This is a genomic window from Pseudomonas nitroreducens (assembly GCF_024170165.1).
Classification (GTDB): Bacteria; Pseudomonadota; Gammaproteobacteria; order Pseudomonadales; family Pseudomonadaceae; genus Pseudomonas; species Pseudomonas nitroreducens_C.
The window spans coordinates 1-14392 of record NZ_JALJXP010000008.1; the positions used below are offsets into that span (position 1 = coordinate 1).

Sequence of the window (14392 nt, forward strand, 5' to 3'; positions counted from 1 at the left end):
CACCCATGTGACTGAACTCGTTTGTTACCTATGTGGTTGTCTCCTACACCCCGGACATCCGGTTTTTCGCTTAGGCGAAAAATTCCCTCGTTGAAGCGAAGTTTCAAGGGCACGCCGCGAAGGGCCATCCCTGGCCCATCGCGGCTCTCGCGACATCCATGTCGCTCAACCCCCGAAACTCCGCTTCAACGAGGCCTCCTGAACGGGGCCGTCGGAGTGTGCGGCGATTTCTCTGGAAGCCTTCAGAGCCAGAGCCAGAGCCAGAGCCGGAGCCGGAGCGGCGCATTGGCTTTTCGTAGGAGCGAGCTTGCTCGCGAACCGCATGGCACAGATATTCCCCTGTAGGAGCGGACTTTGTCCGCGAAATCCATCGCGGATGAATCCGCTCTTACAGGGAGCCCATTGGGCACGGCGCGCGGGTAGGAGCGGACTCCGTCCGCGATTGGCCCGGGACCGCGCAGATCGCGAGCTGGCTCAGGCGCGCAGGTGATCCAGCGGCAACTCGGTACTCGCCATTACATTGCGCAACACGAAGCTCGACCGCACGCTGGTCACACCTTCGATACGGGTCAGCGTACCGAGCAGGAAGTGCTGGTAATGTTCCATGTCCGGCACCATCACCTTGAGCTGGTAGTCCGCGTCCATCCCGGTGACCAGGCTGCATTCCAGCACCTCGGGGCACTTGCCGATGATCTGCTGGAAGTGCTCGAAACGCTCCGGTGTGTGCCGGTCCATGCCGATCAGCACGAAGGCGGTGAGGCTCAGGCCGAGCTTCTTGCTGTCCAGCAGGGCGACCTGGCGGACGATGTAGCCGTCGTCCTCGAGCTGCTTGACCCGCCGCGAGCAGGGCGAGGGCGACAGGCCGATGCGTTCGGCCAGTTCCTGGTTGGAGATGCGCGCGTCGCGTTGCAGTTCGGCAAGAATTCGCAGGTCGTAGCGGTCCAGCTTGTCCATGAAAGCCTCGTTTTTCGATTCAATTGCGCTTTTGGCGTAATTTTTAGGAATTTGTTGCTCAGGTGGTGCCTGTATGAGCAATCTTAGCAATCATTTCCCTGCTCTGTCGCTTTACTATTTCTTCCAGATTCACAGCCCGGACATCACGTCCCCTTGCGATCCGCCCAATCAGGCGCTTCGCGGCTCGCCGACCCAACAGGATCGCGCCGGCCACCGGGCTACGCACTGCCCAGAAGGCGGAGCGAGGTGAGCCGGCGCCAACAGCGACGAGCAGGACGAGATTCTCCGAAGGGAGGCTGACGAGCCTCCCTTTTTTCTTGCCCGCGATTTACCCCCGCCATCTTTACCCTGCCTTTACCCAACATCCTGCAATGGCGGCTTTGCGCCGTGGTCTATGGCAATGTCACATCACGCTTTTCGGCCGTCGCCGAAGTGAGGAATCCATGAAGTCGGGTCTCGGGCGGTTCGCCTCGTTCGCTGTGCTTACTCTGGCCGTCGCGGTCCAGGCGGTGGCGGCCGATGGTCCCGATATGCAGGGCCATCCGCCGGCGAACGGCGGGGGCGGTCAGCCCCAGGGGCGCCCGCAGGGCAACAGTGGCGGCCAGGAGCACGGTCGACCGCAGGGTAATAACGGTGGCCAATGGCAGGGTCGTCCGCAGGGCAACAATGGCGGTCAGTGGCAGGGTCGTCCGCAAGGCAACGATGGTGACCGCGAGCACGGCCGCCCGCAGGGCAACAACGGCGGGCAATGGCAAGGCCATCCGCAGGGCAACAACGGTGGCCAGTGGCAGGGGCGTCCGCAGGGCAACAACGGCGGGCAATGGCAGGGCCATCCGCAGGGCAGCAACGGTGGTCAGTGGCAAGGCCGTCCGCAGGGCAACAACGGCGGTCAGTGGCAGGGGCGTCCGCAGGGCAGCAACGGTGGCCAATGGCAGGGCCATCCGCAGGGCAGCACCGGTGGGCAGTGGCAAGGCCGTCCGCAGGGCAACGACCACGGCAGCCCCGGCTGGCAGGGCGGTAGCCGTCCGCCGTCGGCCGGCTGGCAGGGGCGCCCGCCGCCTTCACATGGCAACTGGGGCCCGCATCCGTCCTACTGGCGACCGGGTTATGTGGTGGACCGCATGCCGAGCGGGCACTACCGCGTGCCCTATCGCGGCAGCGACTACTACTTCAACGATGGCTACTGGTATCGCCCGTACGGCTCGCGCTACGTGGTGGTGACGCCGCCTTACGGTGTGCGCGTGCGTTACCTGCCGTCCTACGCCGAGCAGGTGTGGATCGGCAGCATCGGCTACTTCCTTGCCGCCGGTACCTACTACCTGTGGCAGGCCGGTACGCAGGATTACGAAGTGGTGCAGCCGCCGCCGCAGCAGGTAGCCAGCGTGGCGCAGTCGCCTTATGACGTGATTGCCTACCCGATGTACAACCAGGGGCCGGATCAGCAGAACCGCGACCGCTACGAATGCCACCGCTGGGCGGCCGACCAGAGCGGCTTCGACCCGGCGCTGGCCAGCTATGCGCCGCCGGACTACGTCGCCGACAACTATCGCCGCGCCCTGGGTGCCTGCCTGAGTGGGCGCGGCTACAGCGTCAACTGATGCTCTCTAGCTGATGGTCTCTTTGCCCACCACTTCCTGCGGGTCGGCGTGCACCAGCACCTCGGCCCGCGGGAATTCCTTGTGGATCGCCAGCACCGCCTCATCGCACAGGTGATGTGCCTTCGACAGTGACAGCTCACCGGGCAGCTCCAGGTGCAGCTGGACGAACCAGTGGGTGCCGGAAATCCGCGTGCGCAGGTCATGGGCTCCGAGTACGCCGGGGACTTCGCGCACCAGTTCGAGCATGCGCGTGCTGACGTCCGGCGGCAGCTCCTCGTCCATCAGCACTGCCACGGATTCGCGGGCGATCTGGAAAGAGCTCCAGAGGATATACAGGGCGATGCCCAGACCGAAGATGGCATCCATCTGCTGCCAGCCGAACTGCGCCAGGAGCAGCGCCACCAGGATGCTGCTGTTGAGCAGCAGGTCCGAGCGGTAGTGCAGGGAGTCGGCGCGGATGGCGTTGGAACCGGTGATCTTCACCACGTAGCCCTGCACCATCAGCAGGCCGGCGGTGAGCGCCAGCGACAGGATCATCACCGCGACGCCCCAGCCGACGGCTTCCACCGGCTCGGGATGCTGCAGGCGATCGATGGCCTGGGTGCCGACCAGCACGGCGCTGACCGCAATGAACAGTGCCTGGGCCAGCCCCGACAGCGACTCCGCCTTGCCGTGGCCGTAGCGGTGGTCGTCGTCCGCCGGGCGGATGGCGTAGTGCACCGCCAGCAGGTTGAGGAAGGACGCGGCGCCGTCGAGCAGCGAGTCGGTGAGGCCGGCGAGCAGGCTGACCGAGCCGCTGAGCCACCAGGCGATGGCCTTGGCGACGATCAGGGTAGTGGCGACGCCGAGCGACGCAAAGGTCGCCAGCCGCATCAGGTGGGCGTGGCTGGCGTGCTTGAGCATCAGGTGTCCAGGCGATTGGGCAGGAAGTAGATGTAGTCCAGCAGCGGCGCCTTCTGCCCCAGCGCGGTGAGCGCGGCGCTCATCTGCCCGCGGTGGTGGGTGCCGTGGTTGACCAGGTGCTGGACGATGTTCGCCAGGCTCTGGCGGTGTTCCTGGCCGGCCATGTTGCGGTAGTCCAGCTGGGTGCCGAGGGTGGCGTCGCTCTGCTTGCTCAGCCACAGGCGCCAGGCGCCGACACCGTCATTGAGAAAGTCGGCGAGGCCGGCCCGGTCGGGCGCGGCCTCGGCGTCGAGGCGTTCGAACTGCCAGGGCTCTCGCTGCACACGGGCGAACCAGATGCGATCGACTACCGCAAGGTGGTTGAGGGTGCCGTGCAGGCTGCCGAAGAACAACCCGCGCGGTGCGCGGTAGGCTTCCTCATCCAGCGGCGCGACGGCCTCCAGGATGCGTTCGTAGGCCCACTGGTGGTACGCCAGGAGTTGCTGAAGGTGTGAAGCGAGAGCGCCGTGCATATCAGGCCTCCGGGCGCAGGCCCAGGCTGGCGAGTTGTTGGAGGCTGCCGCTGCGCTGGATCAGACGCGGATCATCCAGGGGCAGGCTGCGGCCGGTTTCACGCTCGAGGATCGCCTTGAGTTTAGCCTTGTCCACGGTGCCGTCCTCACTCACGGCATCCTTGAGCTTTTCAGGCGCGACCGAGTACTTCTCGTCGGGCAGGTAGATCGCGCCGGTGGCGAAGTCTACGCCGAAGGCGATCAGTCCCGGGATGATGTAGAACAACAGTCCGACGGCGTCCAGGGCGGCGACTGCCGGGTCGATGCGGCCGTCGATCTGGCCGCGGCGATCGGGATAGAACAGGGTGCCGCAGGCCGTCAGCTGGCTGAACAGGGCGGCGCTCAGAACTGCACAGGAGACTCGGGTGGCAAGACGCATGAAATAACCTCCGGGAGGATGATGCGGACAACTATATCAACGAGTTCTGAACAACTGCTGGCAGTTTCGCACTAGCCGGCGTTCTCGTTGCTTCTATGACTGCTGGGTTGGCACCGCGGTTCGCCCGCTATAATCGCCGCCCCCCGCGTAGTCCGGGTTACCGCCTTATGACATCCGAGTTCCAGGAGCCGGCATGAACGCCCTTCCCATCGACAGCGTCCTTCCCGCCCTGCGCCAGGCTTTGGCCGGGCGCCACGAAGTGGTGCTGGAAGCGCCGCCCGGCGCCGGCAAGACCACCCGCGTGCCGCTGGCGCTGCTGGATGAGACGTGGCTGGCCGGGCAGTCGATCCTGATGCTGGAGCCGCGCCGGCTGGCCGCCCGCGCCGCCGCGGAGCGATTGGCCGCGGAGCTGGGCGAGAAGGTCGGCGAGACCGTCGGCTACCGCATCCGTCTGGACAGCCGGGTCGGCCCCAGGACCCGCATCGAAGTGGTCACCGAGGGCATCCTCGCCCGCCGTCTGCAGGACGACCCGGCACTGGAGGGCGTGGGGCTGGTGATTTTCGACGAATTCCACGAGCGCTCACTGGATGCCGATCTGGCGCTGGCGCTGACCCTCAATGGCCGTGCGCTGCTGCGCGACGATCCGCCCCTCAAGGTGCTGGTGATGTCGGCGACGCTGGAAGGCGAGCGCCTGTCCGCGCTGCTGGACGACGCGCCGGTGGTGCGCAGCGAGGGCCGCATGTTCCCGGTGGATATCCGCTGGGGCCGCCCCTGGCAGGCGGGCGAATTCATCGAGCCGCGGGTGGTGCAGACGGTCCTGCAGGCGCTGGCCGACGAGTCCGGCAGCCTGCTGGTGTTCCTGCCCGGCCAGGCGGAGATTCGCCGCGTGGCCGAACAGTTGGGCGAGGCATTGGCCGGTCGCCCGGAGGTGCTGCTCTGCCCGCTGCATGGCGAACTCGACCTGGACGCCCAGCGCGCCGCCATCGAACCCGCGCCGGCGGGCAAGCGCAAGGTGGTGCTGGCGACCAACATCGCCGAGACCAGCCTGACCATCGACGGCGTGCGCGTCGTCGTGGACGCCGGGCTGGCGCGGGTACCGCGCTTCGATCCGGGCAGCGGCATGACCCGCCTGGACACCCAGCGCATCTCCCGCGCCTCCGCCACCCAGCGCGCCGGTCGTGCCGGGCGGCTGGAACCGGGCGCCTGCTACCGGCTGTGGTCGGAAACGCAGCACGATCAGCTATCGGCCTACGGCGCGGCGGAAATCCTCCAGGCCGATCTCGCCGGCCTGGCCCTGCAGCTGGCGCGCTGGGGCGTCGCCCCGCAGGAGCTGGCCTGGCTCGACCTGCCACCCGCCGCCGCTTATGCACAGGCCCGGGACCTGCTGGAGCGCCTCGGCGCGCTCGCCTCCCGCGCCGGTGGCGGCAGCCTCACGCCGCACGGGCAGGCCATGGCCGAAGTGCCGGCGCACCCGCGCATCGCCCACCTGCTGCTGCGCGGCCATGCGCTGGGGCTGGGGCAACTGGCCTGCGATCTGGCTGCCCTGCTGGGCGAGCGCGACATCCTGCGCGGCAACGATGCCGATCTGCATCACCGCATCGCCCTGCTGGCCGGCGAGCAGAACGGCCCGCGCGCCAGCCGGGGCGCAGTGCAGCGGGTTCGCCAGCTGGCGCGGCAGTTCAAGGGCTACCTGCGTGGCCCGGCCCGCGAGCCGGTGGCCGATCCCGATCATCCGCGCTGGCTGGGCGGTCTGCTGGCGTTCGCCTACCCGGACCGCATTGCCCGCCAGCGCCGCGCCGGCGGTGGCGAGTACCGCCTGGCCAACGGCCGGGCGGCGCTGTTCGGCGAGCCGGATGCGCTGATGAAGGAAGCCTGGCTGGTGATCGCCGACCTCGGCAGCCGCCAGGGCCAGCGCGAGGAGCGCATCTACCTGGCGGCGGCGCTGGAGCCGGCGCTGTTCGAAACCATCCTCGCCGAGCAGGTCAGCGTCCACGACGAACTGGAGTGGGACGAGCGCGAAGGCGTGCTGCGCGCCGAGCGCCAGCGCAAGGTCGGCGAGCTGGTGCTGTCCACCGAGGCTCTGCCCAACCTCGACGCCGAGGCCCGCAGCCGCGCGCTGCTCGGGCTGGTGCGGCGCAAGGGGCTGGAGCTGCTGCCGTGGACGCCGGAACTGCGCCAGTGGCAGGCGCGTATCGCCCTGCTGCGCCGACTCGACCTGGAAGGCAAGGGCGAGAGCGAGTGGCCGGACGTCAGCGACGCGGCGTTGCTCGCTTCCCTGGAAGACTGGCTGCTGCCTTACCTGGGCAAGGTCTCGCGGCTGTCGCACTTCGCCAACCTGGAGCTGAGCGGGATTCTCCACGGGCTGCTGCCCTGGCCACTGCCGCAACGGCTGGACGAGCTGGCGCCGCGCACGCTGCAGGTGCCGTCCGGTTCGAGTATCCGCCTGGACTACAGCGAGTTCCCGCCGGTGCTCGCCGTGCGCCTGCAGGAGCTGTTCGGCCTTGCCGACACGCCGCGCATTGCCGGAGGGCGGGTGGCGGTGAAGCTGCATCTGCTGTCGCCGGCACAGCGCCCGGTGCAGGTGACCCAGGACCTGGCCAACTTCTGGCGCAGCACCTATGCGGAAGTGAAGAAGGACCTGAAGGGGCGTTACCCCAAACACTACTGGCCGGATGACCCGCTGATCGCCGAGCCGACGGCGCGGGCCAAACCGCGCAAGACCTGACCAGAACGCATGTGGGAGCGGGCCATGCCCGCGATCGCGCGCATGGCGCGCTCCTGCAGGTCAGCTCCGTCGCTTGAATCCGCGCTTACGCCATTCCTGCTGTCACGGTTCAGGGCAATACCATCTCGTAACCCGCCGCCTGCAATTTGTCGTAGGCCTGGTCGAGCTGCGCACGCAGGCCTTCGGCGTCGGGTGCACGGCGGGAGACGATGAGCTTGGTCGGCACGCTGTACAGGGTGTCGAAGGCCAGCGGTGCCATGTTCAGCTGGCGGCGTGCCTGTTCCACCGGGGTCTGGTAGTCGATCAGGTAGTCGCCGCGGCCGCGTTCGAGCATCTGCAGGGCGGCGGTGTGGGTGCTGGTGCGGTGCAGCTCCAGGTTGAGCTTCGGGTCGGCCAGCATCTCGGTGATCGGTCGCCAGTAGCTGTAGCCGCTGATCAGGATAATCCGGCCGCCGCTCAGCCCCTCGGGCAGTTTCGGCGAGGGTCGTGACGTCAGGCGGTACAGGTTGAGTTCGACATGTCCGAGCACGCGCTCGCATTCCAGCGTGCTGCCCAGCAGTTCCTGCTTGCCCGGCGCGCCGGCCCAGAGCTGCACGCTGCCGTCCTGCAAGCCCAGGTACAGGCGGGCGCTGGGCAAGGGGCGGAAATCGGCGCGGTAGCCGGCCTTGAGCAGGATGCGCCGGACCATCTCGGCGCCGCTGCCGCGGGTGCTGCCGTCCGGGGCGGTGTAGGTGTAGGGCGGGAACTCGTAGTAGCCGACGCTCAACGCCGGCAGCGGATGCGGCAGCCGGTCGGCCAGCGTGGGCCGGTCGACGGCGAAGGCGTTGAGGCAGAGCAGGGCGACGATCAGCCCGACGAGACGGCGAAAGTGCATGGAGACCCGAGGTACATGTTGTTGTTATGCGGTGCCGGGCGAGCATGGGGCCGCCGCGCCTCGCTTGTCCAGCCTGGCCCGGCGGCGATGTGGCGCACCCCTCAGTGGGGCAGCAGGAAGCGCGCGGACAGCGGCAGGTGGTTGGAGATGCGCAGGGTGTCGTGGCGGCGCACGCCGGCTTCCAGGCGGTTCAGGCCGGGGCTGTGGAACAGGTAGTCGAGGGTGCGGTCGGGCTTGTGTACGCGCGGGTCGTTGGGGAAGTGGGTGTACCAGTTCTCCTGGTCGGCGCCGCTGGATTCCTCCACCGCCGGGACCACCGGGAAGCGCGCCGCCAGCAGGTTCAGTTCGCTGTTGGCGCGGTAGGGCGCGCGCAGCACTTCCGGCAGGTAGGGGTACTGGCCCAGCGGCAGCAGGCCGAGGTCGCCGCCCAGCAGCCAGGGGCGGCCGGCGGCCTGCAGGGCGTTGAGGTGGGCTTCGACGGCCTCGACCTGGCGCTGCGGGGTGTCGTCGCCGTTGGGGCGCTCCAGGCGCGTGTTGATCACGCTGAGCTGGCCGCCACCGCGGATCGGCAGGTCGCTCTGCAGCAGCGCCGGTTGCGGAGCGAACAGGTGCAGCAGCGGGATCGACGAGCGCTGCGGCAGCGCAATGCGCTCGCCGCCGCTGATCTGGAAGCGGCTGAAGGTCACCAGCTTGCGCCCGGCGCTGCCGAATACATGGGGGTTGGGATCGAAGCGCGCCTTCCAGTCGAAGGCGGCGGTGGAGCAGGGGTAGAGGTCGGTCAGGCGGTCGCCGATCAGCGCCTGCTGGTCCTGCTTGCCGGTGGCGGCGGCGCCGTCATCGACTTCCTGCAGCAGGACGATGTCCGGGGCCTCGTCGCGGATCACCCGCACCACTTCGTCGAGGCTGTAGGCGATGTCCTCGGGGCTGGGGCTGTCGTCGGGGCCGGTGGTGTCGGGCAGGTCGTCCCAGAAGATGTAGCGCTTGCCGGCCAGGTACTGGACGTTCCAGGTCATCACCTTCAGCGCCTGGCCCGGTTGCAATTGCGGCGCGGGCGCACGGCACTGCGCGGCGACGGCCTCGCGCTCGGCGGGGTGCCAGGCCAGCAGCCAGGCGGCAGCGGTGACGGCGAGCAGCAGGGCGATGAACAGCACGAAGAGGAAGCGGCGGCGAAGCGAGAGGCTCATGGGTGACCAGGGGCTATGCTTGTTGGGTCCAGAGGATAGTGGCTACGACTTTGTATTTCACCTCCGTGTTTGATGTGGGAATTATCCTGAAACCTTGTGAGATGTAGTTCGCAAGACGTCAACATCGCGCCCTGCGGGCTTCGGGAGACTGCCATGCCCCGCAAACTCTTCTCCCATTCGACCTACCGGCGCAAGGTGGTGCTGGTCAGTGGCGGCTGTTCCGGCATCGGTCGCGCGCTGGTGCTGCGCTTCGCCCGGGCAGGTGCGCACCCGGTGATCCTCGACCTCGACCAGGCGGCGCTGGACAGCCTGGTGCAGCACCTGCGCGAACACCTGAACGTCGAAGCCCTCGGCCTGCGCTGCGACATTGCCGACGCCGAGGCGGTGGAACGCGCAGTGGCGCTCGCCGTCGAGCGCTTCGGCGGCATCGACGTGCTGGTGAACAACGCCGGCATCACCCACCGCAGTCTGTTCATCGAGACCGAGCTGGCGGTGTTCCGGCGGGTGATGGCGGTGAACTTCTATGGCGCGCTGCACTGCACCCAGGCGGCGCTGCCCAGCCTGCTGGCGCGGCACGGGCAGATCGTCGTGCTCAGTTCACTGACCGGCTTCGCCCCGCTGCTCTACCGCAGCGCCTACAACGCCAGCAAGCACGCGCTGCACGGTCTGTTCGACACGCTGCGCATGGAACTGGACGGCACCGGCGTGGCGATCACCCTGGCCTGCCCGGGCTTCACCGCTACTGATCTGCGCAGGAACGCCCTGGTCGGCGACGGCTCGGTGATCCGCCAGCCGGCCCTGGTGCTGGGCGCGGAAGTGGCGTCGCCGCGCGACGTGGCCGAGGCGATCTTCCAGGGCGCGCTGCGTCGACGCCGGTTGCTGGTGCTGTCCAACGTCAACTGGCGGGCGCGCCTGCTGGCGCGCTTTTTCCCGCGGCTGTTCGAGAAGCTGCTGGTGCCGAAGATGTCGGGGCTGCGCCCCGGACACTGAACCGGTGCGAGTTGAAAATCGGGACAACTGTGGGAGCGGTCAGTGGGAGTGGGTATCGAAACCGTCGCCCGCCAGCGCCATGTCCCAGAACGAGGCCTCGATCTTGTGCCCGTCCAGGTCGCGGATGAAACAGCCGTAGTAAGGGTCGCCATACAGCGGGCGTGGGCCGGGGGCGCCTTCGTCGGTGGCGCCGGCGGCAATCGCCGCGCGGTAGAAGGCGTCCACCTCCTCGCGGGAGTTGGCCATGAAGCCGAAGTGCGTGCCGTTACCGACACTGGCCGGGCGCCCGTCGATGGGCGTCTGCAGCCAGAACTCGGGGAACACCCGGCCGTAGGCCACGGCACCGGGGTGCTCCATGATCGGCTGGCAGCCCAGGGTCGCCAGCACCGCGTCATAGAACGCCTTGGCGCGCGGGTAGTCGTTGGTGCCGATGGAGATGTGCGAAAGGCAGCTGGGCGGGAAGTCGCTCACGGCGAGTCTCCAGACTCGGGAAAGGGAGCCTCCAGCGTAGAACCCCGGCACTCGCCGTGCCGGGAGATTTGTTGCGACTTGCTGCCGCTCAGGCGGTTTCGCGGCCGAGCAGGATGAAGATGCGGTAGGCGGCCACCGTCAGCAGCAGCTGGAAGAACCCGCTCAGCGAGTGCAGGGCGACGCTGAGCACCGGCGCATCCTGGCCGGCCTCGGCGATCCAGCCTTCGGCGAGCCAGACCGGCGCGAGGATGGCCAGCGAGGTCATCAGCAGCAGGAAGAAGTGCCCGGTGGTCATGGCGAAGCTCTCGCGCATGGCATCGATGGGCGCGCGGCCGCGCTGTACCAGGAGGAACTCGGCGAAGGCCAGCTTGATCATCACGAAGATGCCCGGCAGCACCATCAGGTACAGGCCGATCACGATCAGCAGTGAGGTAATTGCCGAGAGCAGGGCGAAGGCCGGCCACAACCGCAGCGCGGCGCTCCAGAGTTCGCGCACGCTGCGCTGCACGCCTTCACCGGCATCGATCATGAAGAGGATCAGGCTGGCAGTGTAGATCGGGTAGAACACCAGTCCCGCAGCCATGCCCCAGGGCGCGATGTTCTGCGGGCCGGCAGCGACGTTGATCTGCTGCTGGACGATCGTCTCCATGACGATCCAGGGCAGGCACAGCGGCACCAGGGTGCCCAGATGACGGGAAAAGAAGAACCAGGTGTCGCGAAGGATGGAGAGGGGATTCATCAGTAACCCGATACTGTCCGAGGGCTTCGACTCTAACTTAAGCAAACCCTCAGCTGAAGACGCCAGAATTCTGCGACCGGAACTTGTTTTTTTCCGACTCGATCCAATGTTTCAGTCAGCAATGATTCACCCGCAGCGATCCACCCGCTCATTTGAGGCCTGCCATGAATTCCGAAGAGCAATCCCTGATCGATGGTCTGTTCACCCGCCTGCGTGACGCGCAGGCGCAGACCGCGCCGCGCGACGCCGATGCCGAGGCGCAGATCAACCGGCACCTGGTGCAACAGCCGGCCGCGCCTTACTACATGGCCCAGGCGATGCTGATCCAGGAAGCGGCGATCAAGCGCCTGGACCAGCGCGTCAAGGAGCTGGAAGCGCAGCAGGCCAGGGCGCAGGAGCAGCGTCCGAGCAGCGGCGGCTTCCTCGCCGGGCTGTTCGGCGGCGGCCAGAGCCAGGAGCCGCGTCCGGCGCCAGCGCAGCAACGCCCGGATGGCTGGGGCCAGACGCGCTTCTCGCAACCGGCCGGCGGCAACGCCGCCTACGCGAACAACCCTGGCGCCGGCAACCCGAACGACTTCCGACCTGCGCAACCGGCGCAGGCCGCGCCCCAAGGCGGCGGCTTCATGCGCGGCGCCCTGCAGACCGCCGCAGGCGTGGCCGGTGGCGTGATGGTGGCGGACCTGCTGACCAGCATGTTCCACCACAACCAGCCGCAGGAAATCGTCGAGGTGATCCAGGAGCAGCCGGTGCAGCCGGAGCCGTCCAGCTTCGACGACGGGCGCGGCGATGACTCCTCCCTGGGCGGTGACCGCTACGCCGACAACGGCTTCAACGATGCGAATTACGACGACAGCGGCAGCTTCGGCGACGATTCCAGCTTCTTCGGCGATGACGACGGCGACCTGTTCAGCTGATCCGTACGCAAGGTCATCCCGCCCGCCGGGACTGGCGGGGGCGCGCCACTGTGCCGATAATGCGCCCCCGCTGTTCGAGTCCCGGAGTCACCGTTGAAGACCATCGCCCTGTTCGCCGACGTACAGAACCTCTACTACACCGTGCGTCAGGCCTACGGCTGCCACTTCAACTACGCCGCCCTGTGGGCCGAGCTGAGCGCCCAGGGCAACATCGTCCAGGCCTACGCCTACGCCATCGACCGCGGCGATGCGAAACAGCAGCAGTTCCAGCAGATCCTGCGCAAGCTCGGCTTCACCGTGAAGCTCAAGCCCTACATCCAGCGCGCCGACGGCTCGGCCAAGGGAGACTGGGACGTGGGCATCACCATCGACATCCTCGACGCCGCGCCGAAGGTGGACGAGATCGTCCTGGCCTCCGGCGATGGCGATTTCGACCTGCTGCTCGAGCGTGTCCGTGCCGGCGGCGCCGACGCCACCGCCTACGGCGTACCGGGCCTCACCGCCCAGGCGCTGATCCGCGCGGCCAGCCGCTACGTGCCCATCGAAGGCGCGCTGCTGCTGCGCTCCTGAGCCCTGCGGCTACAATGCCGCCCATTCCGAATCGTTTCTGCGAGCGCTCCATGACCTTCGCCAATCTCGGCCTGATCGATCCCCTCCTGCACGCCCTTGACGGGCTCGGCTACCAGAACCCGACGGCGGTGCAGGCCCAGGCCATCCCGGCCGTGCTCAAGGGCCGCGACCTGCTGGCCGCCGCCCAGACCGGCACCGGCAAGACGGCGGGCTTCGCCCTGCCGCTGCTGCAGAAGCTGCTCCAGGAAGGCCCGCAGGTGGCGGCCAACTCGATCCGCGCGCTGGTGCTGGTGCCGACCCGCGAGCTGGCCGAGCAGGTGCACGAAAGCTTCCGCGCCTACGGCCAGCACGTGCCGTTGCGCACCGCCGTGGCTTACGGCGGGGTCAGCATCAACCCGCAGATGATGAAGCTGCGCAAGGGCGTCGACGTGCTGGTAGCCACCCCCGGCCGCCTGCTCGACCTGTACCGGCAGAACGCCCTGAAGTTCACCCAGCTGCAGCTGCTGGTGCTGGACGAAGCCGACCGCATGCTCGACCTCGGTTTCGCCCGCGAGCTGGACGAAGTCTTCGCCGCACTGCCAAAGCGCCGGCAGACGCTGCTGTTCTCCGCGACCTTCTCCGACGCCATCCGCCAGATGGCCCGCACGCTGCTGCGCGACCCGCTGACCATCGACGTGGCGCCGCGCAACACGGCGGCGAAGACGGTGAAGCAGCACCTGCTCACCGTGGACAAGAAGCGCAAGGCCGAGCTGTTCCTGCACCTGCTGCGCGAACAGGGCTGGCGCCAGGCGCTGGTGTTCGCCAAGACCCGCAAGGGCGTCGACGAACTGGTCGACCTGCTGCAGCGCGAAGGCATCCGCGCCGACTCGATCCACGGCGACAAGCCGCAGCCCTCGCGCCTGCGTGCCCTGGCGCGGTTCAAGGCCGGCGAGGTGGACTTCCTCATCGCCACCGACGTCGCCGCCCGCGGCCTGGATATCGAGGAAATGCCGCTGGTGGTCAACTTCGACCTGCCCATCGTCCCCGAGGACTACGTGCACCGCATCGGCCGTACTGGCCGCGCTGGCGCCAGCGGGCAGGCGATCTCGCTGGTCTGCGCCGATGAAGTGCAGCAGCTGGCGGCCATCGAGACGCTGATCGGCCAGACCCTGCAGCGCCAGGAAGAAGACGGCTTCGAGGCCGAGCACCGGGTGCCCGTCACCGCCCCTGGCGGCCAGATCACCAAGAAACCGAAGAAGCCCAAGCAACCCAAGGTGCCGGAAGGCAAGCCGGGCAAGGTCCACCTAGGCTCGCTGCTGGATGACAAGCCGCAGGTCAAGGCGGTGCGCAAGGCGCCGGGCTTTGGCCTGGGGGGCAAGCCCGCCGCCGGCAAACCTGCTTCCGGCAAATCGTCTGCTGGAAAGCCGGGCGGCAAGGGCTCTCGTCGCCCCTGAGCCGATTTGGCGCGCGCCTGCTTCATCGCGGTGCGCGCCTGAGGCTGAATCAGCCGCTGTCTTCAGGTGTGGCGGGGCCTGGCGGGGTGTGGCGCAAAAGCTGCATT

General features: G+C 67.9%; 14 protein-coding genes. 6 read left to right on the forward strand and 8 right to left on the reverse strand.

The genetic code is table 11. The annotated features are described in order from the left end of the window. Positions 1 to 474: 474 nt before the first annotated feature. Entirely contained in the window at positions 475 to 954 is a 480-nt protein-coding gene (locus J2T47_RS16850; RefSeq protein WP_088421381.1) for an Lrp/AsnC family transcriptional regulator, read from the reverse strand. A gap of 443 nt (positions 955 to 1397) precedes the next feature. On the opposite strand from J2T47_RS16850, the gene J2T47_RS16855 reads away from it, so the two are divergent. Next, positions 1398 to 2552 (forward strand): DUF6515 family protein, encoded by a 1155-nt coding sequence (locus tag J2T47_RS16855; RefSeq protein ID WP_253449039.1) that lies wholly within the window; start codon positions 1398 to 1400, stop codon positions 2550 to 2552. A 6-nt stretch (positions 2553 to 2558) separates the two neighbouring features. Here J2T47_RS16855 and J2T47_RS16860 read toward each other — a convergent pair whose 3' ends face one another. Genes J2T47_RS16860 through J2T47_RS16870 form a run of 3 tightly spaced genes read right to left on the reverse strand, consistent with a single transcriptional unit; the run spans position 2559 to position 4385 of the window. Next, complete coding sequence (locus J2T47_RS16860) at positions 2559 to 3455, reverse strand: cation diffusion facilitator family transporter (protein ID WP_253449042.1); 897 nt, start codon at positions 3453 to 3455, stop codon at positions 2559 to 2561. Further along, on the reverse strand, positions 3455 to 3967 hold the full coding sequence (locus J2T47_RS16865; RefSeq protein WP_045215008.1) for a DinB family protein: 513 nt from the start codon (positions 3965 to 3967) through the stop codon (positions 3455 to 3457). Before J2T47_RS16865 ends, J2T47_RS16860 begins: the two co-directional genes overlap by 1 nt. A gap of 1 nt (position 3968) precedes the next feature. After that, positions 3969 to 4385, reverse strand: coding sequence for a polyribonucleotide nucleotidyltransferase (locus tag J2T47_RS16870; RefSeq protein ID WP_253449045.1), 417 nt, complete (start codon positions 4383 to 4385; stop codon positions 3969 to 3971). Positions 4386 to 4578: 193 nt separating this feature from the next. On the opposite strand from J2T47_RS16870, the gene hrpB reads away from it, so the two are divergent. Next, complete coding sequence (gene hrpB, locus J2T47_RS16875) at positions 4579 to 7110, forward strand: ATP-dependent helicase HrpB (RefSeq protein WP_253449048.1); 2532 nt, start codon at positions 4579 to 4581, stop codon at positions 7108 to 7110. 109 nt (positions 7111 to 7219) lie between these two features. Here hrpB and J2T47_RS16880 read toward each other — a convergent pair whose 3' ends face one another. Beyond that, positions 7220 to 7984 (reverse strand): substrate-binding periplasmic protein, encoded by a 765-nt coding sequence (locus tag J2T47_RS16880; protein ID WP_253449051.1) that lies wholly within the window; start codon positions 7982 to 7984, stop codon positions 7220 to 7222. A 101-nt stretch (positions 7985 to 8085) separates the two neighbouring features. Beyond that, a complete protein-coding gene (locus tag J2T47_RS16885) occupies positions 8086 to 9168 on the reverse strand; it encodes an endonuclease/exonuclease/phosphatase family protein (RefSeq protein WP_253449054.1) in 1083 nt (360 codons plus the stop codon). A 153-nt stretch (positions 9169 to 9321) separates the two neighbouring features. Between J2T47_RS16885 and J2T47_RS16890 the strand changes: the two genes are divergently transcribed. Then, positions 9322 to 10158 (forward strand): SDR family oxidoreductase, encoded by an 837-nt coding sequence (locus tag J2T47_RS16890; protein ID WP_253449057.1) that lies wholly within the window; start codon positions 9322 to 9324, stop codon positions 10156 to 10158. Positions 10159 to 10197: 39 nt separating this feature from the next. Here the strand turns inward: J2T47_RS16890 and J2T47_RS16895 are convergent, their stop codons facing one another. Both J2T47_RS16895 and J2T47_RS16900 read right to left on the reverse strand, forming a co-directional pair. After that, complete coding sequence (locus J2T47_RS16895) at positions 10198 to 10629, reverse strand: VOC family protein (RefSeq protein ID WP_253449061.1); 432 nt, start codon at positions 10627 to 10629, stop codon at positions 10198 to 10200. An 88-nt stretch (positions 10630 to 10717) separates the two neighbouring features. Beyond that, positions 10718 to 11368: a YciC family protein gene (locus tag J2T47_RS16900; protein WP_253449065.1), complete on the reverse strand. Its 651-nt coding sequence runs from the start codon at positions 11366 to 11368 to the stop codon at positions 10718 to 10720. A 164-nt stretch (positions 11369 to 11532) separates the two neighbouring features. On the opposite strand from J2T47_RS16900, the gene J2T47_RS16905 reads away from it, so the two are divergent. The 3 genes from J2T47_RS16905 to J2T47_RS16915 all read left to right on the forward strand — a co-directional run bounded on the left by J2T47_RS16905 (position 11533) and on the right by J2T47_RS16915 (position 14285). After that, positions 11533 to 12282 (forward strand): DUF2076 domain-containing protein, encoded by a 750-nt coding sequence (locus J2T47_RS16905; protein ID WP_253449068.1) that lies wholly within the window; start codon positions 11533 to 11535, stop codon positions 12280 to 12282. A gap of 93 nt (positions 12283 to 12375) precedes the next feature. After that, a complete protein-coding gene (locus tag J2T47_RS16910; protein ID WP_253449071.1) occupies positions 12376 to 12852 on the forward strand; it encodes a LabA-like NYN domain-containing protein in 477 nt (158 codons plus the stop codon). Positions 12853 to 12902: 50 nt separating this feature from the next. After that, positions 12903 to 14285, forward strand: coding sequence for a DEAD/DEAH box helicase (locus J2T47_RS16915; RefSeq protein WP_253449074.1), 1383 nt, complete (start codon positions 12903 to 12905; stop codon positions 14283 to 14285). Positions 14286 to 14392: the final 107 nt, after the last annotated feature.